We start from the raw sequence: 25,815 nt of genomic DNA on the forward strand, positions 1-25,815 counted from the left end.
CATTCGTATTCAAGCTCTAATCTATGCTAGTTCATCGAGTTTACTATGGCTGCTAATTTGTAAATATATTTTTCGATAAGCTATATTAAATATCTCGGTTTTGTTAGGAATTTGATAGAATGTTGTATAAAAAGTTCAAAAATTTATTCAAGTTTAATAAATCAATAAATTTGGGTACTTTGGACTAATATATTTTGTGTAAAATAATGCTATTATATTAGTACTTAGATATGTCACTATAACTCTAGGTAGATCTTGAAGGGTGGGAATTCTATAAGTAGAAGTTAGTAACACAATTACTGGACTTTATTTGTACTTCTATTTGGAATAATAAAGGGGATGAGAGAATTATGTCTGTTCAAAAGAAAATAAGTGTAGGATTTATTGCTTTATTACTCTTTCTACTGATTCTGATGGGTGTAAATGCAAATAGAATGAACAAATTGGTTGGTTCTTTTAATGAACTTATCAATACAAATATACATACGATTAACCAAATCAATGCAATTAAATCAAATCTTGCCTTTGAAGGTTTATATGTGAGAAGTTATTTGTTAGACAGCAATGCATCTAATAAACAAAAATTATTGTCTTACCAAGAAGCAACAACCAAATCGATTAATGATTTAAAAAAGAATGCTAATACTAAAAAGCTTCGTGACTATTCAGAGATGATGAATGACTTAACAACAGATTACAACAAAGTTATTGATGGGATTGTTCAATCTAAAGAACAAAATATGGATGATAATGCAGCTTCACAATTAACGAGTGCAGAATCTGCAAGTCATGATTTAATGGGGATTGTAGCATCAGCCGATAAGTATGAACAAGACTCGCTGAAGGCTGCACAGGATCAGGTAGATTATATCGCGAAAAATGCGAAAATTTTAAACTTTGTAATAGCAATTCTCGGTATTTTAACAGCCCTGCTATTTATTAATAATGTAAGAAGAATTATTGTTAAGCCACTGTTGGATGTCGTTAAAGGTGCACAACAAATTGCAGCAGGTGATTTGTTGCAAGATGATATTCCTATAAAATCTAACGATGAAGTAGGAAAATTGGCTGCTTCTTTCAATGAAATGAAAAAGAACTTGCAAGGTATTATTCGACATATTGCAGCGGGATCTCACCAGCTCTCTTCTTCGATTGAAGAATTAGCTGCATCCACAGAAGAAATTTCACATGCTGCAGATAAAGTTTCTGATAATGTCGATGAAACATCCCGAGGAGCACAGGACTCGGTAGATGTAGCGCAGGAAGCAGCCAAAGCCATGCAAGAAACATCACTTGGTGTTCAACGAATCGCAGAGGCTTCACAGACACTCTTTGATCGAGCTAAAAATGCAACAGAACTAGCAAATCAGGGCGGTAAAATCTTAAATGTTGCGAAGAACCAAGTTCAGTTAATTTCAGATTCTACTAATCAGACAAATAACTTGATAATCGGTTTGAAAAAACAAGCTGAAGAGATTCAGCATATGACGAATTTAATAACAGATATTGCAGAACAAACTAATCTTTTAGCTTTAAATGCAGCTATTGAAGCGGCAAGAGCTGGTGATCATGGTAAAGGTTTTGCAGTAGTAGCGGATGAAGTTCGAAAATTAGCAGAAGAATCCAAGAACTCAGCAGTGCAAATTGTAAAACTAACTACCACAATCCAAATGGACACTGAGACAGTTGCAAAATCGGTAAATTCGAATCTTAAAAATGTAGACGAAGGTGTTCATATAATAACGGATGCTGCAAACTCTTTTGATGATATCGTAGAGTCAGTAGATGAAATGACGACACGCTTAGAAGATGTAACTACAACATCAGAGCAACTTTCAGCTGCTGCTGAAGAAGTTACCGCATCTGTAGAAGAGATAGCCACACGAGCAGAAATGTCTGCCACCTCAGCAAAAAACATTTCTGGTTCTGTGGAAGAGCAAAATGCAACACTGCAAGAAATTAATGGAGTTGTACAAGAACTTAATAAACAAGCGACAGGTCTCCAAGATCTGACCTATAAATTTAGAGTATGAGAAATAGTGGAATAACTAAAAACTGAAGAAAAAGAAAACCTCGTGAGATATTAACTTCTTCCGAGGTTTTCTTTTTTTACTATATACGATTTGTGAAAAACATGTATAAAAAGATTCCTGAATAAAACAAGTCTATGTTATTAGGAGATTCAAATCGTAGTTTATTATTTTCACGTTCAACAGCAAAATTTATTGTCTTTCTTTCTCAACCTTTGACTGTGAAAAAATATGCATTTTATAGCGTATACAATACACCTTGTAGAATTATTAGAGACTTTAACTCATCAGTGTAACAAGACATATTTCTCATAATAATCATTACAAAAATGCATGATAAAACATAAGATAATATACTGTACATTATAAATAAAAGGTGTTAGTCTTGATGTAATCTAATTGTGAACAAATATTGAGCGTTTTCCTCAAAATAAAGATTAAAATTGTGATTTTTATTTGACAAGAAATTAACTATTATATGCTCATTATATAAAAAGGAGTTTTAAAAAATGAAGTTATTAGCACCTCAACCATTTACATTAAAAGGGGACCACAGAGCTGTCTTGTTATTGCATGGTTTTACAGGAAGCACAAAAGACGTTAAAAAGTTAGGTCAATTTTTAAACAAGCAAGGCTATACTTGCCATGCGCCTATGTATCGTGGTCATGGGGTCAGCGCTGAAGAAATCTTGAAATATGGTGCGAAGTATTGGTGGGAAGATGTAACACGGGGATATCATCACTTGAAAGAACTTGGCTATCAGGAAATTGCAGTAGCAGGTATTTCTTTAGGAGGAGTCTTCACCTTAAAAGTTGGAGCAGAATTTCCTGTTAAAGGTGTGGTATCAATGTGTGCACCGATCAAACGTAAATCAAAAGAAGGTCTTTTCGAACGTTTATACAATTATGCGCAAGTATATAAAAAACTAGAGGGTAAAGACGAGAACCAAATTCAAATCGAATTAGACGCATTAAAAGCTATGCCAAGACAGGCTTTGGATGAGGTCCAAAAGATGATTCAGCATACTTCTGATGAAATAGAAGAAATCCATTCACCTACATTAGTACTACAAGGCAAATTGGATGACTCTTTATACCAAGAGAGTGCACCATATATATATGAAACTGTTGAAGCAGATGAAAAAGAAATCATCTGGTATCAAAATTCTGGCCATATTATAACTTTAGGTAAAGAACGTGAAAAAGTGTTTGAAGATACTCTACATTTCCTTGATGAATTAGATTGGTCTACTGAAGCACAAATTCTTCATGCCTAGTATTATAGCGGTGAAAATATTTATACAGAGAAAGAACATCACTTTTATAACGTGATGTTCTTTTTTTGTATAAAGAGTCATCAAAAAGCCCTATTATTTCAGAACATTCGTTTGCAACATATATGGTATGATAAAGAAAATATTTATCGAATGGAGTGAGACTGTTGAAAATTTTCCATACGGCTGATTGGCATCTAGGGAAATATGTACAAGGGGTCTCCATGATTGAAGACCAAGCATATATACTACAACAATTTATTGCAGAAATTGATAAGGAAAAACCCGACGTTATTATCATAGCAGGAGATTTATATGATCGTGCTGTTCCACCAACTGAGGCAGTCCAACTGTTAGATAACATATTCTTTGAAATAGTGATCAAACGTGAGATACCAGTTCTTGCAATAGCAGGTAATCATGATAGTCCTAATCGTATCCACTTTGGTGCGCGTTTTATGGCTTCACGTGGGCTTCATTTAATTGGGAATCTGACGTTAGATCAAACACCGGTTATTTTAAAAGATGATACGGGAGAAGTTCATTTTCACCTTGTACCATATACAGATCCAACGCAAGTTCGATATCTTTTCCAAGATCCAGCTATAAGAACACAGCAACAAGCGATGGAAAAGATTATTGAATCAATTGTCCCTAATATGGATCCTAAAGCCCGACATATTTTTATTGGACATGCTTTCGTTACAAAGAATGGGGCAGAAGAACAAAATCCTTCTGACGCTGAAAGACCTTTATCTATAGGGGGATCTGAATGCATTGATGCCAAGCTTTTTGAGCCTTTTCATTACACTGCTCTTGGGCATTTGCACCAAGCACACTTTGTCGATTCAGAAAAAATTAGATATTCGGGTTCGCCGTTGAAGTATTCTATTTCTGAAGAAAATCATAAAAAGAGTTATTTGATTGTTGAAATAGATGGTGCTGGGCAAATTACAACAACCAAGAAACCATTAATGCCAAAACGTGATATGAGAACAATCGAAAATACAATGGAACAAATATTAGTGTCACAGACTTGCGAAGATTATTTGTTTATCAAGTTGTTAGATGAAAGTCCCATAATATCTCCAATGGAAAAGATTAGATCCGTCTATCCAAATGCGATGCATGTTGAACGCATATCATTGTTGGATTATAGAAATAAACCATTAGAAGAAAATATATCAAAGAGAAAAATGGATGATGTGACTTTGTTCGAGTCTTTTTATTATGAAATTACGGGACAAGAACCAGATTCGGATACACTTGACCTGTTCAAAGAAGTATTACAAGAAGAATTACTTCACAAGCAAGAAATTGAGGTGGAATCCAAATGAAGCCATTACAGCTGAAATTAACCGCATTTGGTCCATACAAACAAACGGAAATCATTGATTTTAGGGAGCTTGGGGAACATAGACTCTTCGTTATTGCAGGAATGACTGGGGCTGGGAAGACAACAATTTTTGATGGAATCTGTTTTGCCTTATATGGTTCTGCTAGTGGGGAGGACAGAGCAGAAATAAGGGAAATACGTAGCCATTTTGCAGCAGAAGATATTCATACATCGGCTGAACTTTTATTTACAATTAAGGGCAGTACTTACCGTATTTTTCGTCAATTAGCTCACAAGAAAAAAGGAAATAAAAATGCTACGGGCGATAAATTGGAATTTGTTAAAGTGGAATCTGATGGCGAAAAGCCAGTAGTTGAATCACAAAAACTCACAGAAATAAATCGTAAAATGGAAGAACTGATAGGTTTATCGAAGGATCAATTTAAACAAATAGTTATGTTGCCACAAGGAGAATTCCGTAAGTTGCTAACGTCAGAAACGGAGAATAAAGAAGCTATTCTGCGGAAAATTTTTAAAACGGAATCCTATCGCCATTTAGCGGATAGTTTAAAAATCAAAAGAGACTTAGCAATGAATTCTTTAGAAAAAGCGCACGCTAAGAGAGACTTATATATTAAACAAATTCAATCCGTAATACCTGAACGTAATTCACATCTCTACGAAGTGTTAAGCGCAGAACATATTAATATTTATCAGTTGCTATTTGCGTTAGCTGAAGAGGTACAATATTACCAAGAGCAGCAGGCTGAAAAAGAAGCTCTAACCCAAGAGCTTAACTTGAAAATCAACTTACATCATACCCTTCTTGTTGAAACAAAAGAGTTTAACAAACGTCTAATATCCTATCAGGAAAAAGAAGCAGAGCTGAAACGGTTAGAAGAACAAAAAGAGCATTTTGAACAAATAAAGCAAAGAATTGAAAATGCTAAAAAAGCCAGCCATATTATTCCGATAGAAGAAAGATACTATGAAAAATTACAAGATAAGAAGCAGAAAGAACAAGAATTAGCCAAGTTGGAAGAAGAATATCGACTTACAGCAATGGAGCATCAAAAGCAAGAAGTGGAATTCAACGAAGCAAAACAGAATATACCAATGATAGAGCAGCTTACTATTGAGCTTTCAACATTGCAAAAGCTAGAGGTGAAGCTCAATGAACTTGAGAAGGTTTCTGAAAAATTATCGAAAAGGCAACTAGATGTTGAAAACTTTGCTAATCGATTGAAGTTGATTACAGCTGACTTAGAGACGGTTGATAATCAACGAAATCAGCATGCAACACAAATTACTGCCCTTCTTAAACCATTAGAAACCTATGATGAAAAGGTCGTCACTCTAACAGAATTAAAAGAAAAACAATCAACTTGGCAAAAGTGGCAGAGACAAATGTTATCTTTAGAACAGTTGCTCATAGATGAAAAAACCAAAAAGCAAATGTATGAATCAAAACTTGAAAACTATGAGCGTGAAGAGAAGAAATGGATCAATAACCAAGCAAGTGTCCTTGCCACGAAGCTTGTGGATGGTGAACCATGTCCTGTTTGCGGAAGCTTGGAACATCGATCGCTAGAAGGCAATCATGATATTTCGCTAACAGAGCAGCAATTGTCTGCGTTGAAATACGAGGCGGATACAGCTTCTACAGCTTACTTTGAATACCAAGCCAGTGTAAATGCCGGTAGACAACAAAGTCTTCAGTGGGAAGAAGAGCTACGTAGATTGGGTATGGCGCCGACAGATGGTGAAAAAATCTCCCAAGAGTTTCAACTATTAGAGCAAGAAGTTAACGATTTAAAGAGACAAAAGAAGAAGTTAGAAGTACTTCGACAAGAGAAGCAGCTACTTGATGATAAGAGGGAAATGTTACAACAAAAATACGCCACCCTTGAACAAGAGAAAAATGCTAATCTTGAGGGCTTTTATCAAGTACGAGGAGAATTCGAAAGCTTACAAAAGGAGATACCAGTTGGCCTTTCCTCTATACAAGCATTGACCGATAAAATTAAAGAGCTATCTCTTAAAAAAGATGAGTTAGTTAGGCATTATGAAGTAATAGAAAAGAAAATAGAACAGTCGAAGAATAAGGTCGTCTCTCTTAGAGCAACAATTGATAGTGCTGAGAAAAATTATATCTTGGCTAAACAAGCCTTAGAAGAGGCACAAAGTCAGTTTAAAGAAGCGGTCTATTCTGCGGGTTTTGATCAAGGAAGTGCTTATCAAGCAGCAAGGATAAAACTTTCAGACATTGAAACAATGGAATCTTCCTATGAAGCATATAAATTGCATTTATACGCATTGAAGGAGCAAATTAAAGCAGGCTTGGAAGAATATGCAGGCCAACAAACAAAAGATGAAACTAATTTAGAGCGTCAGCTTGCAGCTATTCAATTGGAAGCAAAGAATTTAAATGAACAAATCCACGCTATTAAAAAGTATCAAGCAGATGGGCACCGGTTGGTAAAAGTAATAGAAGAAAGCGGTAAAGAGATACAACAGCTAGAAGAAAAAACCGCGAAAATTATAGATTTGTATAATGTCTTACGTGGTCAGAATTCACTGAAGATTTCTTTTGAACGCTTTTTGCAAATTGAATATTTAGAGCAAATCATCCATGCAGCCAATACGAGATTGCATCCAATGTCAGGGGGACAATATCGACTTGTTAGAAGTGACCGACAAGAAGCAAGGGGAAAACAGAGTGGTTTAGGCTTAGATGTCTATGATGCGTATACTGGACAAAAACGAGATGTAAAAACTCTATCAGGTGGCGAAAAGTTCAACGCATCCTTATCATTAGCTCTTGGTATGTCCGACGTTATTCAATCATTCCAAGGTAATATTCAAATTGACACGATGTTTATTGATGAAGGATTTGGTACTTTAGATGAAGAAGCATTAAACAAAGCAATTCGAACACTGATTGATCTGCAGAATAATGGTAGGATTGTTGGTATTATTTCACATGTGGCCGAATTAAAAGACGCAATGCCCGCTCTATTAGAAGTGAAGAAAAGCAAGGAAGGGCATAGTCATACAAAATTCGTTTTAAAATAGCAAACTTATAAGAAAAAAAATAGCCTAATCTCGATGTTAGGTATATAATGGGGCGATGGGACGTAAAGTCTACAAAGAGCAAGTTTGTATATTAATGTTGAGGTGTGAAAAAATGATAAAGAAATATTGTATAAATCTAGTATGTTCTGGTATTCTAGGACTCACTTTTTTGATGGGACAAGGTTCTTATGCCCATGCACAAACGGCTTCTTCTAGCAATTCAATGAGTGTAGAAAGTAATTCAGCAACTGTTGCTAGCTCACATGATGGTAATAAAGCAGAATTTGTACAAAATACACTACCCCAAACAGGTGTAGAAGCAAACCATTCAGGTTTATATTTTTCAATTGCAGGTTTCTTTTTATTATTGGCTTTGATTACAAGCCGTTCTAAAACAGCAAATCGTAGCAATGAAAAAACTAAAAATAAATAAAATAGTCTAATTAAGACAAAAAGCTGTCGATGCATATATACATCAACAGCTTTTTTAATACAGATTTGCATTTTATTTATCCAATAAAGCTGATAGTTCGCGCGATTTAGCTTCAGCATTTTGTACACAGGCCATAATAATTTCTTTGAAATCATGCTCTTCTAATGCTTTAATGCCTGCTTCTGTTGTTCCGCCGGGACTTGTCACTTTCCTTCTTAATTCGCTAGGCTCTTCATTGGTTTGTTTTAACATTTCTGCAGCACCGGCAATCGTTTGAACAGCTAAATTGCGTACTGTTTTTTGGCTTAAACCAAATTTCATACCAGCCTGTTCGAAAGCCTCCACCAAATAGTATAGATAGGCAGGACCACTGCCCGATAATGCCGTGACTGCATGCAATTCATCTTCCTCGACTTCAATAACTAATCCAATGGCTTCAAGCATGCCTATAAATACGTCTTTTTGTGAATCAGTGACTAGGCGATTAAACGCTATACCACTTGCAGACATTCCAATTGAAGCAGATGTGTTTGGCATAACACGCACAATAGGCCGTTTGCCAAGTTTCTCTTCAATGGACTGCATAGAGACACCAGCTGCCACTGATAACACAGTGGTATTTACACCTAGATAAGGAAATAAATTCTCCATGGCTCCTTGGATATCTTTTGGTTTCATAGCGAGGATTAAAAGATCTGCTTTCGCTAAAATGGCGCGATCTTCACAAACGATTTGGACTCCATATTTATGAGCAATTTTTTGTAGCTTTTCTTTATCCGATTTATTCATAACGTACATGTTTCTCGGCGGTACGACACCTTCTTTCACAAAGCCCTGAATGATTGCTTCTGCCATTGCTCCAACGCCTGCAAATACAATTGTCTCCATAAAATCGCCTCCTACATGTAATTTTTCTATAAGCGCGGAAATTATACTTGCAAATAAAAAAGCATTTTCATCCCCACTAATAAGGACGAAAATGCAGAATCCGCGGTACCACCTTGTTTCGCTGCGAGTGCAGCACAACTATTGCCCTTTATCGCAGAGTTACGGCTATGTTTGCATAGCAGCTCGGAAGCAGGTTCCAAAGAAATTTGAATATGCAGCTTTCAGCACATGGCCGCATTCTCTTGAAACAAATTTTCTGTGTACTATTCTTCGTCTTTGCTTTTAGATATGTAAATGAGATTATAGGCAAAATTGTTAAATCTGTCAAATCAAAAGAATGACGATTGCTCTAAAAAGAGATACAATAAAGTGAATAGTAATTCATTTAAGCAAAAGGGGTTTTCGTATGATACAAAAAATAACGACACCTGTTCCATACCCAGAAGGAACAGTTAACTCATATTTACTAAAAGATGATGCGCTTTCCATTATTGATGTGGGAACCAAAACAAGTATTGCTTTAGAAGCAATGGAAGCGGGAATAAAAAATGCCGGTTATCAAATGACTGATATTGAACAAGTAATTCTAACGCATCACCATCCTGACCATATTGGTTTAATAGATGCATTTCCGAACGCCAAAGTATTTGGACATGTTTATATAGATGCATGGCTTCGACGTGATCCTGTTTTTTTAAATTCTCATAATGACTTTTATCTTGAGCGAATGAAAGAAGAAGGGGTACCAGAAAAATACTTTGGATGGGTAAAAAAAATGACACGTTCAATAGAAATGCTTGGGGAGCGTACCTTGACCGATCTTATACACGAGGGAGATGAAATACCAGGTCATCCCGGACTCGTTGCAATAGAAACACTAGGTCATGCACAAAGCCATTTTGCTTTTTGGAACGAAAAGAAAAGAAGTATTTTTGGTGGTGACCTGCTCCTCGATCGTATCGCTTCTAATCCGTTAATAGAACCACCGTTAAATCCAAAGTCTAAAAGAGCTAAATCATTGTTACAATATAACAATTCATTGAAAAAACTATTAACATTACCAATAGAGGTCCTATACAGTGGACATGGTGGCGATATTCATAATGTTTCAGAACTAGTGAATGCAAGGCTTGAAAAGCAGCATCTTCGAGCAATGAAAGTATTAAGTTTACTAGAAGGAAAGCCTCAAAATACATTTGAGCTGACTAAAATAATCTTCCCTACACATTATGAATCACAACTGGGTCTGACACTTTCCCAAACAATCGGCCAAATCGATTATTTGCTAGATTGTGAGTTAATTAGAGAAGAAACGGATTCCAATGGAGTATTTTGGTATGAAAAAAAGTAAAACCATTTTGGTTACTGGTGCAACGTCTGGAGTAGGACGTCTCATTGCATTAAAGCTTGCTGAACGTGGTGATAATATAATTGCAACAGGCCGAAATTTGTCGGCTTTAGAAGAGGTCCGTACAAAAAATATTACCGTAATACAAAGTGATTTATCAAATGTAGAAGGTGTGATGGGGTTAGTAAATCAGTTGCCAGAGCTAGATGTTGCAATCTTTTCAGCTGGGATTGGTACGTTTGAGTATGCCACAGAAACAGAGAATCAGGATATTATGGACATGATTTCAGTAAACGTACAGGCACCCATTTTATTAACGAAGTATTTAGCAGCAAAAATGAAGGAAGAAAAAGGAGGCGGGCAGCTGATTTATATAGGCTCGCAAGCAGGAAAAGTAGCAACTCCAAAGTCTGCTATCTATGCAGCAACAAAACATGCACTCATTGGTTATACTAATGCATTGCGTATGGAGCTGAAACCCTATTGCATTGCTGTAACCTGCATACATCCAGGTCCTATTGATACACCGTTTCTAGATAAAGCGGACCGTACAGCCTCCTATAGGAGTGCTATGAAAAACATATTACTCGAACCTGAGAAAGTGGCGGATGCTACAATCCGTACAATAGGAACAAGAATAAGGGAAGTCAATTTGCCGAGTGTTATGGGCATTACGAGCAAATTTTATGCTATAGCACCGGCGTTGATTGAGAAGCTGGGGAAGAGTTTTTTTTATAAAAAGTAAGAGTTTTATTCTTACAGCGGTGATACGTACTATGCGTATTACCGCTATTTTTGTGTTTTAAAAATGAAGATTTCCTATGTTGATAGTACTGAATGAAATTTGAGTAAAGAAGACTGATTCAAGTGAAAAAACAAATAATTTATAAAAATGTATGAACATTCACTTGAATTAATAAATATTACATGTTACCATGAATGCATAAATATAAATTAAATGTGTATAAAAATACATAAAGGAGGAATGGGCAATGTCAAAAAAAGTAGTATTAGCTTATTCAGGAGGCTTGGATACATCTGTAGCAATCCAATGGTTGAAGGACAAAGGATATGAAGTAGTTGCTTGTTGTTTAGATGTAGGGGAAGGTAAGGACTTGGATTTTGTAAAGAATAAAGCACTCGAGGTCGGTGCTTCAGAGTCGTATATGGTAGATGCGAAAGATGAATTTGCAGAGGAATATGCGCTGCTCTCATTACAAGGTCATACATGGTATGAACAGAAATATCCGCTTGTATCAGCGTTATCAAGACCGCTTATTTCAAAAAAACTCGTTGAAATTGCACAAAAAACAGGCGCATCTGCAGTGGCACATGGTTGTACAGGAAAAGGGAACGACCAAGTTCGTTTTGAAGTATCTATACAATCTTTAAACCCAGATTTAGAAGTATTAGCGCCTGTGAGAGAATGGGCATGGAGTAGAGAGGAAGAGATTGATTACGCAAAATCTAAAAACATTCCTATTCCTATCAATTTAGATAGCCCTTTTTCAATTGATCAAAATCTCTGGGGACGTGCCAATGAATGTGGTATTTTAGAAGATCCATGGGCAGCACCGCCAGAAGATGCATATGAGTTGACTGTATCCCTAGAAGATGCGCCTGATACAGCAGATACATTAGAAATTGAATTTGTAAAAGGAGTACCTGTTGCAATCGATGGAGTAGAGTATAAGTTGGCAGATCTGATTTTAAAACTAAATGAACTAGCAGGCAAACATGGAGTTGGACGCATTGACCATGTGGAAAATCGTTTAGTTGGGATTAAATCACGTGAGGTATATGAAGTGCCTGGTGCTCACACTCTTCTTCTTGCTCATAAAGAATTGGAAGATTTAACGCTGGTAAAAGAATTGGCTCATTTCAAACCAGTAGTCGAGAAGAAGTTAACTGAATTAATTTATGAAGGTCTTTGGTTTTCACCATTACGTATTGCCATCGAAGCATTTATTAAAGAAACGCAAAAGTTTGTTAACGGTACTGTACGCGTTAAATTGTTTAAAGGCCATGCAATTGTCGAAGGTCGTAAATCACCCAATTCTCTATATGATGAAAAGCTAGCTACTTATACAAAAGATGATGCATTTAATCATAATTCAGCGATTGGATTTATTGAGTTATTTGGCCTTCCTACAAAAGTTAATGCGATGATCAACAACAAAGAAGCAAAGAAGGTGCAAGTATGAGTAGCAAACTATGGGGAGGGCGCTTTCAAAAATCAGCCGAAAAGTGGGTAGATGAATTCGGCGCTTCCATTAGTTTCGATCAAGAATTAGTCTTGGAAGATTTGGAAGGAAGTATTGCCCATGTAACTATGCTCGGGACAACGGGAATTCTTAATCAAGAAGAAGTTGTCGCTATCAAAAAAGGACTTCATACACTACAGAAGAAGGCAGAAGAAGAAGGGCTCCACTATTCCATTGAGCAAGAAGATATTCATCTAAATCTAGAAAAAATGCTAATCGATATTGTAGGCCCTGTAGGTGGAAAACTTCATACGGGACGAAGTAGAAATGACCAAGTTGCAACGGATATGCACCTGTTTTTAAAAAGACACGTAAAGAAAACAATTGCTCTTATCAAATCTTTGCAAAATACAATTATTGAAAAGTCAAAAGAACATATTGAAACGATAGCTCCTGGTTATACTCATTTGCAACGTGCTCAGCCTATCTCTTTTGCACATCATTTAATGGCCTATTTTTGGATGCTTGAAAGAGATAAATCACGGTTTAGTGAGTCAATCAGCAGAATTGATCTATCACCTCTAGGAGCGGGAGCTTTAGCTGGAACTACATTTCCAATTGATAGAGAGTTGACTGCGAATCTATTGGGATTCTCAGATATTTACCAAAATAGCATAGATGCTGTAAGCGACCGTGATTTTATAATTGAATTCTTAAGCAATAGCTCAATGCTGATGACACATTTATCTAGATTGGCGGAAGAAATTATTCTTTGGTCGAGCGAGGAATTCCGATTTATTGAATTAGATGACTCTTTTTCAACTGGCTCGAGTATTATGCCACAGAAAAAGAATCCAGACATGGCCGAGTTAATAAGGGGAAAAACAGGCCGTGTATATGGCAATTTGATCGGTTTGCTAACGGTAATGAAAGGCTTGCCACTTGCTTATAATAAAGATTTGCAAGAAGACAAAGAAGGCATGTTTGATACACTTCATACAATTACCGGCTCACTGCGTATATTTGAGGGAATGATTCGTACTATGAACATAAATAAAGATAGTTTAAATAAAGCAGTTCATAAAGATTTTTCAAATGCTACTGAATTAGCAGATTACTTAGTGACAAAAGGTTTGCCATTTAGGGAAGCACACGAAATTACGGGTAAGTTAGTATACTACTGTATTGAAAGTAGCAATTTTTTACTGGATCTATCATTAGAAGAGATGCAACAAGCGAGCCCTCTTATTGAAAGCGATGTATTCAAAGTATTAGCTCCTGAAACAGCAGTTAGGCGCCGTAACTCTCAGGGTGGAACAGGCTTTGAAGAAGTTCGGAAGCAAATTGAAAAAGCACAAGATATCTTAAGTTCACTAGTAAGTATGTAATGAAATTCATGACCAGTTTCCAATGGGAGGCTGGTTTTTCTTCGATTTCAAGATATTGCACCAAAAAGACTTCCCTTTTCTTGTCATTCCGCCTTATAATAATAGCAATAGATTGCCTCAGTATAGAAATATTCTGTTGAAAGTATCCTAATGAGGGCCAAAAGTATTGTGTTAAATCGAGAAAAGCCTACTCTATGGCAATCGCTTTAACAACTATAACTTAAATCAATAGGTGTATCATCACAAAGTTCAAAAATATGTCACAACCTAAATTTATGTTATTTCGTACAAAGTTTGTTACGATAGAAACAATAATCAAAAGGAGCGACGTACATAAATGAATACTGACGTTAATGTTTTTCTGGCGTTCGGAGCCGGATTTTTAAGCTTTATTTCGCCGTGCACGCTGCCTCTTTATCCAGCGTTTTTATCTTACATAACCGGTGTATCCTTTGATCAACTAAAGAATCAAAAAGGAATGATGCAAAGAAGAGCCATTTTGCATACCGTATTTTTCTTAATTGGATTTTCAATGATTTTCATTGCATTAGGCTTTGGAGCTTCATTTGTGAAAGGCATATTTGTAAGATATGATGAATTAATACGCCAAGTAGGCGGAATTCTTATTGTTGTTTTTGGTTTAGTGATTACTGGAATTTTTACGCCGAAATTTTTAATGAAAGACCGTAAATTTGAGTTAAAAAGTAGACCATCAGGATACATTGGGTCTATACTAATTGGGTTAGTATTTGCGGCAGGCTGGACTCCATGTACTGGTCCAATTCTGGGGTCTATTATGCTATTGGGTTCTACTCATCCAGATTCAGCAATCTGGTATATGTTGGCTTATGTTTTAGGCTTTTCTATTCCATTTTTTGTTCTTTCGTTCTTTGTTTCTCGTATGAATTGGATTAGAAAAAATAGCCAAAAAATCGTTAAAGTCGGTGGCTATATTATGATAGTAGTCGGCATAGTTCTATTTTTTGATGGTATGACTTATTTTAACCGGTTAATATCGCCACTATTTGGTGGTTTCCAAGGATTCTAGTTTAGGAATGGTGATGGGGTGAAAAGGTGTCAACAGTCTTAGTAGTAGATGACGCAGCATTTATGCGTCAAGCGATATCAGGCATGCTAGTAGAAGCCGGATTTCAAGTTATTGGTGAAGCAGTAAATGGCAAAGAAGCAATTGAGCAATATCTTAAGTTGAACCCTGATATTGTCACAATGGATGTGACAATGCCTATTATGTCTGGTTTGGAAGCAACGAAAGAAATTATTAAAGAAGATCCTAATGCTAAAATTTGCATGGTAAGTGCATTAGGCCAACAAAAAATGATCCTTCAAGCGCTGAAATATGGAGCAAAGGATTTTGTTATTAAACCTTTTGAGAGGGAACGTTTAGCCGCAACTATACGTCAAATGACCGAATAATTATTAAAAGATAGGTGACCTTTATGCTACAATCCATACCTTCTCAATATATGTTGGTAGGCTCAACAGTGGCTGTCGTATTCATGGGCATCATGATGATGTTTATCCGTGCGAGATCTGCTAAAAAGCCTGCAAGTGCAAGGAAGATAATTATACCGCCAATTGCAATGTCTACAGGTGCTTTAATGTTTTGTTTTGATTATTTCCGAGTGCCGTGGCCGCAAGTATTTGAGGTAGTTATTGTTGGAGTTATTTTTTCAACCGTTCTAATAGCTACTTCTAAATTCCATATCGTCGATGGGGAAGTATATCTTAAACCATCAAAAGCTTTCTTCTTTATTTTAATAGGGTTGTTGATAATAAGAACTGTTGTTAAAGTTTATTTAAGCAATACTATCCATTTAGGAGAGCTTGGAGGAATTTTCTTCTTGCTTGCTTACTCTATGATTGCACCTTGGCGTATAGCTATGTTGATCCAATACAAAAAGTTGGAAAAACAATTACACTTACAGCAACAGCTGTAAATAACAAAAGGTTCTTTTCCTTAAAGGAAAAGAACCTTTTGTTATTCTAAAATATCTTCGTAAGGGGATATATCAATTTGCATTTGATTGAGTTTTTTGCGCAAAAACTTATGATCCCTTTTCGGCGAGGCCTGTATGTATCCTCTAATGATGAGGTCCATGTTAATTTTTTTTGCTCTTTCTTCAAGAGCAAGCTCACCAATTTTTCCAGCTATCTTTTGTTTTGCTACATCTCGGAATAAATCTGGAACTGGGCTTACTAGCTCATTTAGCAACGCTTTTTCTTCTGGCTGCCACATATGCAAAGTTTTTTGTACATAGTAATCTTGCCAATCAAGTGTGGATTTGCCATCATCTTTTGGCATAGATTTTAAAAACTTGCGGAACATGAAAAAACCACCAATAGCAAATAGACCAACGAGTACAACTACCCAAAATAATATAAAGACTAAAAACCAGCCGTTTAACACACTATTCACCTCATCACCATTATAAAAGGAAAGTAATAAATTTGCATCTATTAGTCTCCTTTTCACTAGAAATGTCTATATAGGAAATGAGTAGGGGGAGTAATTGAATATCTTTGATAATTGAACTACATGAAAGTTAAGTTGCTCAATGATAAAGATTGGATTTTTTGAATTTCTAAAGTATTAAAGAAGCTATTTGTGATAAAGGGGTAGGCGCTTTAATAAGGGAGGAGGAAATGCGTTGGCTGAATGGGTCTCACTCATACAAGAAATAGGTTTTCCTATTTTTGTGTCATTCTATCTCATGCATCGAGTGGAAACCAAGTTACAAGCAATTCACGAGGCACTCTTAGATTTGAAGTAGAAGATTCACAAAGTTGACCAAAGAATTTTTTTGTGCGAGTCATATTCTATGATACAATTTAGTTAGGAATATCGTACATGAGGTGAAAGTTATATGAAAAAAATACTATTCTTACCATGTTTATTGATCGTCTCGGCGATTTTATTATCTGCATGCGGCGGTGGCAATTTTAAGGCTGAGACGGATTGGAAAGTACAAAATTTTAACTATACCAACCAAAATGGTGAGAAAGTTTCACTAGACAGCTTAAAGGGAAAACCTTGGCTTGCCATGTTTATCTTTACGAGCTGTACAACAGTGTGTCCACCGATGACCATGAATATGACAGCGATTCAAAAGGATTTTAAAGAAAAGGGATTAAAGGATTACCATATTGTCGGCTTTAGTGTGGACCCTAAAACAGATACACCTGAAAAGCTTAAAAAATATTTAAAACAATATCCTGTTCCAGACACTTCTAAATGGGACCTACTTACAGGGTACTCACAAGATGATATTGCTAATCTTGGACTTAAATCCTTTAAAACATTTGTCAAAGATGATCCTAACTCTAATCAAGTAATTCACGGGTCAAGTTTTTTCCTAGTAAACCAAGAAGGCGTCGTTGTTAAGAGTTATAGTGGTTATAAAGAAGTACCATATGATACGATTGCTGTAGATATGGAAACAATTATTGAAGATGGAAAATAAGTAAATTGAAATTATCTTAATAAATATTTTTAAAGCAGATAATACCCAATCTTCGCGTACACGTGGCGCGTTGGTTGGGTTTTCTTTATTTCATCACATGTTTGGCTTTTGGTATGATACTTATTTGAAAGTTATATGTATTCAGATAGCAATTGACAGTTATATCATAAAGTGATACATTGATTGTAATTAAATGTATCACTTTATGATATAGCAAAAGATGATATAGGGGGTGCTTGATTGAAAACAACTGAACAATTAACCGATTCGATGTTCTATATAATGGCTGCTTTAGCTAAGCCGAGACATGGTTATGCAATTATGAGTTTAATTGAAGAAAGGACATTTGGGGCGATAACTATAGGTCCTGCATCCATGTATACAATTATCAAGAAGTTGCTTAAGGAAGACTGGATCTATTTGTATGATGGTACAAATCCCAGAAGGAAGACATATCTACTTACTCAAAAAGGTAGAGATGTATTAGTGAAAAATTTAGAAATAAGAAAACTGATGATTCATTTAGCAGAAATGGGTTTAAAGGAGGCTGAGGAATGATTCAAAAATATGTTATTTCAGGCGGATTGGCTTTTTCAGAAGATAAGGATTTGGAGAAACTAAGAAAATACTCTTTGAAAGGTTGGCATGTAAATGGTTTTAAGTTTATGGGGTATACGCTTGAAAAAGGGAAGAGTAAAGATTATATCTATACAATCGATTACCGTACTTTAAAAAAAGAGGAGACCGAAGAGTATTTTGAGTTGTTTTCATCTTCTGGTTGGACACATATATCTTCACAAGCAAATATACACTTATTTCGTGGTCTACCAGGTACCTCTCCTATATTTAGTGATAGAGAAACAGAAGCAGAAAAGCATGAACACTTGGGATATTCTATTAAATGGTTTGTCATATTTTTGGCTTTAGGAACAATTCTGTTATGGGTAGGTACATCAATAACCAAGGGACATTTACAAACGATGTTTGAAATATTGGCAATGGTTTGCACTGTAGTGGCAATCCCCGCTACTTGGACTGGATTTGCCATTAACAATAATAAATGGAAGGCGGAAGGTAAAAAGGGACTGGTCAAATTAACGAGTTGTCTTCCTATAGTTCTTGTTGCTTTCAGTATTTTTCTTCTTTTCAGAATAGTAGAAGATTCTAATAATATATTTCGTCTTATAGCATATTTATTTATTGGTGCTATACTAATCCCAATCGTTGTCCAAATTTTCATTCCAATATATAGCGAATTATCTAAAGTGTTCAACTTTAAGAGATAAAAATTTAATTGTCATAGGTGAAAATTAATTAAACCAAATTAAAAAGGCGAATCATATAAGCCAGATTGTATATATGTTCGCCTTTCCTGTTCCATTCAAGTATTATTTTTGGTTTTCTTTTAGCAAATCTCTTATGTCTTTCAAAACATCTTCTGTAGTCTCCACTGGTACATCAGCTGCTTTTTCTTCTTTTTTATGAAATTCAAGTTTCGAGGCTATCTTTGTTACTAAAAAGATGGAAAAAGCGATAATAAAGAAATCTACAACATTTTGAATAAAAACACCATACATGATTTTATGGTAATGTAACTCTTTAAATTCTACTTTTCCAAGGAAAAGTGCAAAAATAGGCATAATAATATCATTCACTAAAGAAGAAACAATCTTACTAAAAGCTCCACCAATTATTACCCCTATAGCTAATTGCATGACATTACCCTTTAAAGCAAACTTCTTAAAATCTTCCCACAAACTAATTTCCTCTTTCTATTTAAAGTCACAACCATCATATCAAATCTAGTAATTCACCTCTAGGTAAAACACTTATTTCATGATAATATTAATATTTGACGATTATTTATTAGAATAGAGGTTTTGTATATATGAATAAAGTTTTTGCCGCTGTCTTATTAGCAACGGCGCTGGCAGCGATTGAAGGGACAATCGTATCGACTGCCATTCCAAGTATTACCTCAGACCTCTCGGGGGCTGAACTAATTAGTTGGATTTATTCTGCTTATTTACTAACATCCGCGATTGCCGCTATTATTTTTGGTAAATTAGCAGATTTATTTGGCAGAAAAAGAATGATTATGATAGGTATTAGTATTTTCTTATTAGGTTCCTTATTGTGTGGTATCGCAACTTCAATGGAAATGCTCATCATCTTCCGTGCTATTCAAGGGATTGGAGCAGGATCCATTTTACCGATTACCTTAACTATTGTTGGCGAACTCTTCGAAACAGAAAAAAAACGCGCAAAAGGCCAAGGGTATATCAGTATGGTATGGGGAGTTGCCGGAGTTGTAGGTCCATTGATTGGGGGCTTCATAGTCGATCAATTAACATGGCACTTTATCTTTTTGCTAAATATTCCATTCGGACTCGGTGCTATATTTTTAATTGCTAAATATTACGAAGAAGAACGTGTAATTGTTAAACGTTCAATCGACTATGCAGGAGCCTTTCTTTTCTCTGTCGGAATGGTTTCCTTGCTATATGCTTTGATTACAGGGAGTAATACACAAGAATGGCTTACAGTTAAACAAATTATTATGTACATTCTAGCTTTATTATTCCTAGGTTTATTTATTGCTGTTGAGAGACGGGCAAGTGAGCCAATTATCCCGCTTTCATTATTTAAAAATAAGAAGTTAAATATAGTTAATGGCTTGACGTTATTTTGCTTTGGTATCGTCATCAGCCTATCGGCATACTTGCCAGTATATGCACAAGCTGTTTTAGGCAAAAACGCTACTGCAGCTGGTTTAATGCTAACCCCGTTATCAGTGATGTGGACAGTTGGCGCCATCATTGCAGGTAATTTAATTGGACGTATAACAAGTAAAACAAACATTATGACAGGTACTGTCTTTTTATTGATTGCGACATTTATGCTGATGTTCTTATCTTCTACAACACAACCGTTATTTGTCTATCTATCAACGGGGCTTTTAGGACTGGGCATGGGTTTTATCGCACCAATGCTAATTATTACAGTACAAGCTTCTGTTAAAAAAGAACAGTTTGGTATTGGAATAGGTTTGAATTCATTCACGAATACATTTAGCCAATCTATTGGCGCAGCGGTATTTGGTGTATTGTTCAATACTGCTACAAGTAGTAAACTTGCTGACATGCATGCAAGCCATATCAATTTAAACGGTACATTTGACACGAAGTTATTTTCACCAGAACAAATCGAAAGTATTATAAATATTATAGCTGGCGGCATTCACTCTGTTTATACAGGGGCATTTATTTTTGCGATTATAGGATTTATTTTCTCCATCTTTATCGCTAAAAGAAAAACCGAAGCATAACAAAAAGAAACCCATTAAACGAGGAATTGTTTAATGGGTTCTTTTTTTTATAAAACATTCGCTCCCAAAGCTTCTTTGAAGTGTCTTAGAGCCCATGTATGGCCATCTTCGTTAAAGCTTGCAACTGCATCAGAATAAATATGAAGGTGATATCCTAAATTGTAAGCATCGACAGCTGTATGTAATACACAGATATCTGTACACACGCCAGCCAAATATAATTCATTAATTTTTCTTTCTCGTAATAGCAGTTCCAGATTGGTTCCGGCAAAAGAGCTATAACGTGTTTTGTCCATCCATTTGACATTAGGCAGGTGTTTTATCTCTTCATACAGAGTCTGGACGTTATGGTATAATTCTCTGCCCTTTGTTCCTCTAATATTGTGTGGTGGGAAAAGTGAAGTTTCTGGATGGAATGGATCGTTATCTTCATGTAAGTCGCATGCAAAGATGACTAGTTCGCCATTGTTTACAAATTCATTAATGTGTTCAATCATCTTTTCTTCAATCCTTTGTCCAGGCTCACCACAAGTAAGCAGCCCATCTGTAGCTACAAAATCATACGTATAGTCAATAATAATTAATGCTTTCTCCATTAAATAAACAGCTCCTTTGTGTCTTTACATATATCATGACATAATTAAAGTATAATTGTATAAAAACTTAAAATAAAAAATATTTTGCATATTTATATTATCTAGACTATAATAACAAAAAACAAGAAGGGTGTTGGAGCTAATGGATCATAATGTAGGGAAAAAGTTAAATAAGCAAGCATTGCTCTTTGTTTTTATACATTCTATCTTCTTTCTAAATCTTGCTTTTGATTTTATCGAAATTCCAATTCATTAAAATAAACGTGAATATAAAATGATTTTCTTGGCTGCTCTTATGCAAAATACTGCATAAGAGTAGCCTTTTTAATAGGTCTCTATTTGTACAGAAGCGAAAGTTGTCGAAAAAAACATTGACACTTTCGACAATTTTAAATTATATTTCTAGTATAAAGTTTTAGAAATCAGTAGGCTGACACTTTATTTTAGGTCGCTTTATTGTATAGCGGTTTGAAAACTATATTTGTAGAATACAATGATTAGCAAATTTGCTGCTTTAAAGCCTCATACTAATAAATGTTACCGCTTACAAAGGGGTGTTCTGATTGACTTTGCAACAAGATGAACAAAAAGTGTTGGTTAAACAAGGGGAAATATCTGCGGGAGCACAGGAAGAAACACATTTAAAGAGAAAATTAAAATCTCGCCATTTGACAATGATTTCAATTGGCGGTGCAATTGGTACTGGTTTATTTTTAAGCAGTGGTTCAGCCATTCATACAGCAGGACCAGGTGGAGCACTGCTCGGTTATATGTTAGTTGGAGCAATGGTCTATTTCGTTATGACAAGCTTAGGAGAAATGGCTGCATATATGCCAACTAGTGGATCGTTTAGTTCGTACGCCTCCAAGTTTGTTGACCCTGCTTTTGGATTTTCAATAGGTTGGTTATATTGGTTTAACTGGGCGATGACAATTGCTGCAGAATTGACCGCATCTACAATGATTATGAAATTTTGGTTTCCGGATAGCCCCTCATGGATCTGGAGCGGCGGATTTTTAGCTATTATATTCTTGCTAAATTATTTATCAGTTAAGGGCTATGGTGAAGGTGAGTATTGGCTATCGTTAATCAAAGTTAGTGCTATTGTTATTTTCTTAATTGTCGGAGTCTTAATGATTTTCGGAATTATGGGTGGCGAAGCAGTAGGGTTTAAAAACTTTACAATGGGTGACGCTCCTTTCTCAGGAGGCATTCTAGGAGTATTCGTAGTCTTTATTGCAGCTGGTTTCTCCTTCCAAGGGACTGAGATTGTCGGTGTAGCAGCAGGGGAAAGTGAAGACCCTGCCAAGAATGTTCCAAAAGCAATCAAAAGCGTATTTTGGCGTATCTTATTATTCTACGTTTTTGCTATCTTTGTAATAGGATTATTAATACCCTATACAAATGCCAATTTGCAAAATGATTCAGTTATGGTCAGTCCATTTACATTAGTATTGAAAAAAGCAGGGATTGCTTTCGCTGCGTCGCTTATGAATGCAGTTATATTGTCTGCCGTATTATCAGCAGGAAATTCAAGTGTCTACGCTTCAACTCGTATGCTATTTTCAATGGCGAAGGAGGGACAAGCGCCTCGAATTTTTGGTAAATTAAATAAACGCGGTGTACCAGTAGTGAGTATGATTTTCACTTGTGCAATTGGCGCACTTGCATTCTTAGCATCATTTTTCGGTGATGGAACTGTTTACTTGTGGTTAATGAATGCCATTGGTATTACTGGGTTTATATTCTGGTTAGGTATTTCAGTAAGCCATTATCGTTTCCGGAAAGGATTTTTAGCGCAAGGACATTCGTTAGATGAATTGCCTTATCGTGCAAAGTGGTTCCCGATTGGACCAATTTTCGCGGTTGCATGCGGTATAATTGTGATTATTGCACAAAACTTCCAAGCCTTTTTAGCTGATAAAGTTGACTGGGGTAGTGTAGTAGCAGCTTATCTAGGTATCCCACTATTTTTAGTCTTGTTCTTTGGTTATAAATTTGTCAGAAAGTCTAAAGTTGTTAAACCAGAGGAAATGGATTTTACGTTTAAAGATTAACGATACAGAGAAGCAGGTTTATTCCTGCTTCTTTTTTTGTTGATTTTAATGAAAAGGCTTTCATATTTTTATTGACAACAGAAAGAAAAGATATTATGATTAAACAAATGTTTGGTTAATAAACAAATGTTTGAAAGGTGATAAGATGCCTGAAAAAATAACTGATAAAGAGCAGTTGATTTTGAATGCGATACGCAAGAATCCTTATGTGTCTCAGCAAGAGCTTGCAGAGATGTTAGGCTTATCTCGTCCATCAATTGCTAATATGATTTCTGGGTTAACTAAACGAGGTAATATTTTGGGTAGGGCCTATATTTTAAGTGAATCCGAACAGATCATATGTGTTGGCGGAGCCAATATAGATCGGAAATTTCATATCAAAGATAACGCTCAATTAGGTACTTCGAATCCAAGTTATACTACACAAAATGCTGGAGGAGTGGCCCGTAATATTGCAGAGAATTTAGGAAGGCTTGGTTGTGATGTGTCGCTGTTTTCTGCAAGTGGTCTCGATATGGATTGGTCATTCATTGAAGACGCATCATCTCTTTATATGAAGCTTGATACAGTAGCTAAATTCCCTGAAAAGGCGACAGGTTCTTACACTGCTGTTTTGGATGCACAGGGTGAATTAATCATAGCCCTTGCAGATATGGAAGTATATGAAGCTATCACGCCTGATTTGCTGTTAAAAAATGAAGCTTTGTTAAGTCAATCCAAATGCATCGTGGCAGATTTAAATTGCCCTAAGGAGACCATTCAATTTTTGTGCAGCTTTGCTAAAAGCCATAACTTGCCAATAGTAATAATTCCTGTTTCATCTCCGAAAATGAATCGCTTGCCAGATGATTTGGCAGGGGTATCATGGATAATTACCAACCGAGATGAATCAGAAACTTACTTTAAAACTGAAATTAAAACAAATGAAGATTGGGAAAAGGCTGTTGAAAAGTGGCTAGGTTTAGGTATTGCTAATGTAGTCATCACAAATGGCAAAGAGGGGTCTATGATAGGTAATAGAAATGAAGGAATCCTACATATCCCACCCATACCAGTCGAAGAAATTGCTGATGTAACAGGAGCTGGAGATGCGTTTTCGTCTGCTGTTATTTACTCTTGGCTAGAAGGAAAACCTTTAACCGAAATAGCTAGAGCTGCAAGTGTGAATGCTTCTAAAACATTGGCATCACCATATACGGTTAGACAAAATTTATCCGCAATACAATTACAAAAAGACATGGAGGAATTATCATGAATGAATACATCACTTTATCTGAGGAAGTACGTGCAGCAAAAGAACAAGGGAAACCAGTTGTGGCTTTAGAGTCAACCATTATCTCTCATGGCATGCCTTATCCGCAGAATGTAAAAACAGCACGTGAAGTAGAGCAAATAATCCGTGATAATGGGGCAGTCCCAGCAACGATTGCTATAGTGGATGGAAAAATAAAAATTGGCCTATCAGATGAGGAATTAGAAATGTTCGGCAAGAGCTCAGATGTAGCGAAAGCGTCACGTCGTGATTTAGCTTATTTACTTGCTACAAAAAAACTTGGAGCTACTACTGTAGCTGCAACAATGATTTGTGCAGAGGCAGCTGGAATCAATATTTTTGTTACGGGTGGTATTGGTGGTGCTCATAGAGGTGCTGAGAATACTATGGATATTTCAGCAGATTTAGAGGAATTGGGTCAAACAAATGTAGCAGTAGTTTGTGCCGGAGCTAAATCTATTCTAGACTTAGGATTAACTATGGAATATCTTGAAACAAAAGGTGTACCGGTAATCGGTTATAACACGGACGTACTTCCAGCTTTCTATACACGCAAAAGTGAATTCCCAGTCAACTTTAAAGCAGAAGATGTAGAGACAATTGCTTCAACATTAAAAGTGAAATGGGATTTAGGCCTTAAAGGCGGAGCTGTTATTGCCAATCCAATTCCTGAAGAATATGCAATGGATGAATCTGTGATTAATGAAGTGATTGAATCTGCATTAAAAGAAGCAGAAGAAAAACAAATTACAGGTAAAAATGTAACTCCTTTCTTATTAGGAAAGGTAAAAGAACTAACAAAAGGTAAAAGTCTTGATGCCAACATTGCATTAGTGAAAAATAATGCAGTGATTGGTGCAAAACTAGCTGTCAACTACAATCAACTTTAAGTATCAACAAAGTAGATAAATAGAATAGAAAATCAGTGGCCTTAATCTAAATGATTAAGGCCTTTTATTTTGGTGAAATACTTTAAAATTGTCGAGTTTATTCTTTATATATATAAACATAAAAATTATTTTGTTTTGCAGATTATATTATTATATAATTCAGAATAAACTGTATATTAATCGTTTGTCAGGAGGAGAGAAAAAGAGATTTAT

The 25,815-nt window shown here is 35.8% G+C and carries 24 protein-coding genes and 1 other annotated feature; of the genes, 20 read left to right on the top strand and 4 right to left on the bottom strand.

Annotation, left to right across the window (positions count from 1 at the left end; genetic code table 11):
- The first annotated feature begins 350 nt into the window (after positions 1–350).
- From F0527_RS07130 to F0527_RS07150, 5 genes are all read left to right on the top strand, one after another.
- The gene (locus F0527_RS07130) at positions 351–2,033 is read left to right on the top strand and encodes a methyl-accepting chemotaxis protein (RefSeq protein WP_066786897.1); all 1,683 of its coding nucleotides are present in this window, start codon (positions 351–353) and stop codon (positions 2,031–2,033) included.
- 506 nt (positions 2,034–2,539) lie between these two features.
- The gene (locus tag F0527_RS07135; protein WP_066786900.1) at positions 2,540–3,307 is read left to right on the top strand and encodes an alpha/beta hydrolase; all 768 of its coding nucleotides are present in this window, start codon (positions 2,540–2,542) and stop codon (positions 3,305–3,307) included.
- A gap of 164 nt (positions 3,308–3,471) precedes the next feature.
- Positions 3,472–4,641 (top strand): exonuclease SbcCD subunit D, encoded by a 1,170-nt coding sequence (locus F0527_RS07140; RefSeq protein WP_150284290.1) that lies wholly within the window; start codon positions 3,472–3,474, stop codon positions 4,639–4,641.
- Positions 4,638–7,715, top strand: a complete 3,078-nt coding sequence (locus tag F0527_RS07145; RefSeq protein ID WP_150284291.1) for an AAA family ATPase — start codon at positions 4,638–4,640, stop codon at positions 7,713–7,715. The genes F0527_RS07140 and F0527_RS07145 overlap by 4 nt, the downstream gene beginning before the upstream one ends.
- Before the next feature lie 112 nt (positions 7,716–7,827).
- Positions 7,828–8,148 (top strand): LPXTG cell wall anchor domain-containing protein, encoded by a 321-nt coding sequence (locus tag F0527_RS07150; RefSeq protein ID WP_190323406.1) that lies wholly within the window; start codon positions 7,828–7,830, stop codon positions 8,146–8,148.
- 72 nt (positions 8,149–8,220) lie between these two features.
- Here F0527_RS07150 and proC read toward each other — a convergent pair whose 3' ends face one another.
- A complete protein-coding gene (gene proC / locus F0527_RS07155; RefSeq protein WP_150284293.1) occupies positions 8,221–9,036 on the bottom strand; it encodes a pyrroline-5-carboxylate reductase in 816 nt (271 codons plus the stop codon).
- A 78-nt stretch (positions 9,037–9,114) separates the two neighbouring features.
- Positions 9,115–9,322, bottom strand: a binding site (T-box leader).
- 120 nt (positions 9,323–9,442) lie between these two features.
- Here proC and F0527_RS07160 point away from each other — a divergent pair.
- The 7 genes from F0527_RS07160 to F0527_RS07190 all read left to right on the top strand — a co-directional run bounded on the left by F0527_RS07160 (position 9,443) and on the right by F0527_RS07190 (position 15,934).
- Positions 9,443–10,387: an MBL fold metallo-hydrolase gene (locus F0527_RS07160; protein WP_150284294.1), complete on the top strand. Its 945-nt coding sequence runs from the start codon at positions 9,443–9,445 to the stop codon at positions 10,385–10,387.
- Positions 10,374–11,129: an SDR family NAD(P)-dependent oxidoreductase gene (locus tag F0527_RS07165; RefSeq protein ID WP_150284295.1), complete on the top strand. Its 756-nt coding sequence runs from the start codon at positions 10,374–10,376 to the stop codon at positions 11,127–11,129. Before F0527_RS07160 ends, F0527_RS07165 begins: the two co-directional genes overlap by 14 nt.
- Before the next feature lie 247 nt (positions 11,130–11,376).
- On the top strand, positions 11,377–12,588 hold the full coding sequence (locus F0527_RS07170; RefSeq protein ID WP_150284296.1) for an argininosuccinate synthase: 1,212 nt from the start codon (positions 11,377–11,379) through the stop codon (positions 12,586–12,588).
- Positions 12,585–13,976: an argininosuccinate lyase gene (gene argH / locus F0527_RS07175; RefSeq protein ID WP_150284297.1), complete on the top strand. Its 1,392-nt coding sequence runs from the start codon at positions 12,585–12,587 to the stop codon at positions 13,974–13,976. Before F0527_RS07170 ends, argH begins: the two co-directional genes overlap by 4 nt.
- A 337-nt stretch (positions 13,977–14,313) precedes the next feature.
- Positions 14,314–15,024, top strand: a complete 711-nt coding sequence (locus F0527_RS07180; protein ID WP_150284298.1) for a cytochrome c biogenesis CcdA family protein — start codon at positions 14,314–14,316, stop codon at positions 15,022–15,024.
- Positions 15,025–15,050: 26 nt separating this feature from the next.
- The gene (locus F0527_RS07185; RefSeq protein ID WP_173668472.1) at positions 15,051–15,410 is read left to right on the top strand and encodes a response regulator; all 360 of its coding nucleotides are present in this window, start codon (positions 15,051–15,053) and stop codon (positions 15,408–15,410) included.
- A gap of 23 nt (positions 15,411–15,433) precedes the next feature.
- Complete coding sequence (locus F0527_RS07190; protein WP_150284299.1) at positions 15,434–15,934, top strand: CcdC family protein; 501 nt, start codon at positions 15,434–15,436, stop codon at positions 15,932–15,934.
- 41 nt (positions 15,935–15,975) lie between these two features.
- On the opposite strand, the gene F0527_RS07195 is transcribed toward F0527_RS07190, so the two are convergent.
- The gene (locus tag F0527_RS07195) at positions 15,976–16,404 is read right to left on the bottom strand and encodes a DUF2621 domain-containing protein (protein ID WP_066786929.1); all 429 of its coding nucleotides are present in this window, start codon (positions 16,402–16,404) and stop codon (positions 15,976–15,978) included.
- A gap of 241 nt (positions 16,405–16,645) precedes the next feature.
- On the opposite strand from F0527_RS07195, the gene F0527_RS07200 reads away from it, so the two are divergent.
- The 4 genes from F0527_RS07200 to F0527_RS07215 all read left to right on the top strand — a co-directional run bounded on the left by F0527_RS07200 (position 16,646) and on the right by F0527_RS07215 (position 18,744).
- A complete protein-coding gene (locus tag F0527_RS07200; RefSeq protein WP_084246878.1) occupies positions 16,646–16,768 on the top strand; it encodes a YvrJ family protein in 123 nt (40 codons plus the stop codon).
- Between the two features lie 93 nt (positions 16,769–16,861).
- Positions 16,862–17,458, top strand: coding sequence for an SCO family protein (locus F0527_RS07205; RefSeq protein WP_150284300.1), 597 nt, complete (start codon positions 16,862–16,864; stop codon positions 17,456–17,458).
- Between the two features lie 240 nt (positions 17,459–17,698).
- Positions 17,699–18,016, top strand: coding sequence for a PadR family transcriptional regulator (locus F0527_RS07210; protein WP_150284301.1), 318 nt, complete (start codon positions 17,699–17,701; stop codon positions 18,014–18,016).
- Complete coding sequence (locus F0527_RS07215; RefSeq protein ID WP_150284302.1) at positions 18,013–18,744, top strand: DUF2812 domain-containing protein; 732 nt, start codon at positions 18,013–18,015, stop codon at positions 18,742–18,744. Before F0527_RS07210 ends, F0527_RS07215 begins: the two co-directional genes overlap by 4 nt.
- 102 nt (positions 18,745–18,846) lie before the next feature.
- On the opposite strand, the gene mscL is transcribed toward F0527_RS07215, so the two are convergent.
- Positions 18,847–19,215: a large conductance mechanosensitive channel protein MscL gene (gene mscL / locus F0527_RS07220; protein ID WP_150284303.1), complete on the bottom strand. Its 369-nt coding sequence runs from the start codon at positions 19,213–19,215 to the stop codon at positions 18,847–18,849.
- Positions 19,216–19,346: 131 nt separating this feature from the next.
- On the opposite strand from mscL, the gene F0527_RS07225 reads away from it, so the two are divergent.
- Positions 19,347–20,786 carry an MDR family MFS transporter gene (locus F0527_RS07225; RefSeq protein WP_150284304.1) on the top strand — a complete coding sequence of 480 codons (1,440 nt, stop codon included), beginning with the start codon at positions 19,347–19,349 and terminating at the stop codon, positions 20,784–20,786.
- Positions 20,787–20,833: 47 nt separating this feature from the next.
- Here the strand turns inward: F0527_RS07225 and F0527_RS07230 are convergent, their stop codons facing one another.
- The gene (locus F0527_RS07230) at positions 20,834–21,382 is read right to left on the bottom strand and encodes a cysteine hydrolase family protein (RefSeq protein WP_150284305.1); all 549 of its coding nucleotides are present in this window, start codon (positions 21,380–21,382) and stop codon (positions 20,834–20,836) included.
- Between the two features lie 674 nt (positions 21,383–22,056).
- Between F0527_RS07230 and F0527_RS07235 the strand changes: the two genes are divergently transcribed.
- From F0527_RS07235 to F0527_RS07245, 3 genes are all read left to right on the top strand, one after another.
- On the top strand, positions 22,057–23,439 hold the full coding sequence (locus F0527_RS07235; protein ID WP_084247010.1) for an amino acid permease: 1,383 nt from the start codon (positions 22,057–22,059) through the stop codon (positions 23,437–23,439).
- Between the two features lie 145 nt (positions 23,440–23,584).
- The gene (locus tag F0527_RS07240) at positions 23,585–24,694 is read left to right on the top strand and encodes a carbohydrate kinase (RefSeq protein WP_150284306.1); all 1,110 of its coding nucleotides are present in this window, start codon (positions 23,585–23,587) and stop codon (positions 24,692–24,694) included.
- Positions 24,691–25,602 carry a pseudouridine-5'-phosphate glycosidase gene (locus F0527_RS07245; RefSeq protein WP_066786941.1) on the top strand — a complete coding sequence of 304 codons (912 nt, stop codon included), beginning with the start codon at positions 24,691–24,693 and terminating at the stop codon, positions 25,600–25,602. The genes F0527_RS07240 and F0527_RS07245 overlap by 4 nt, the downstream gene beginning before the upstream one ends.
- The last annotated feature ends 213 nt before the right edge of the window (positions 25,603–25,815 follow it).

This window comes from Rummeliibacillus sp. TYF-LIM-RU47, assembly GCF_008638315.1.
Classification (GTDB): domain Bacteria; phylum Bacillota; class Bacilli; order Bacillales_A; family Planococcaceae; genus Rummeliibacillus; species Rummeliibacillus stabekisii.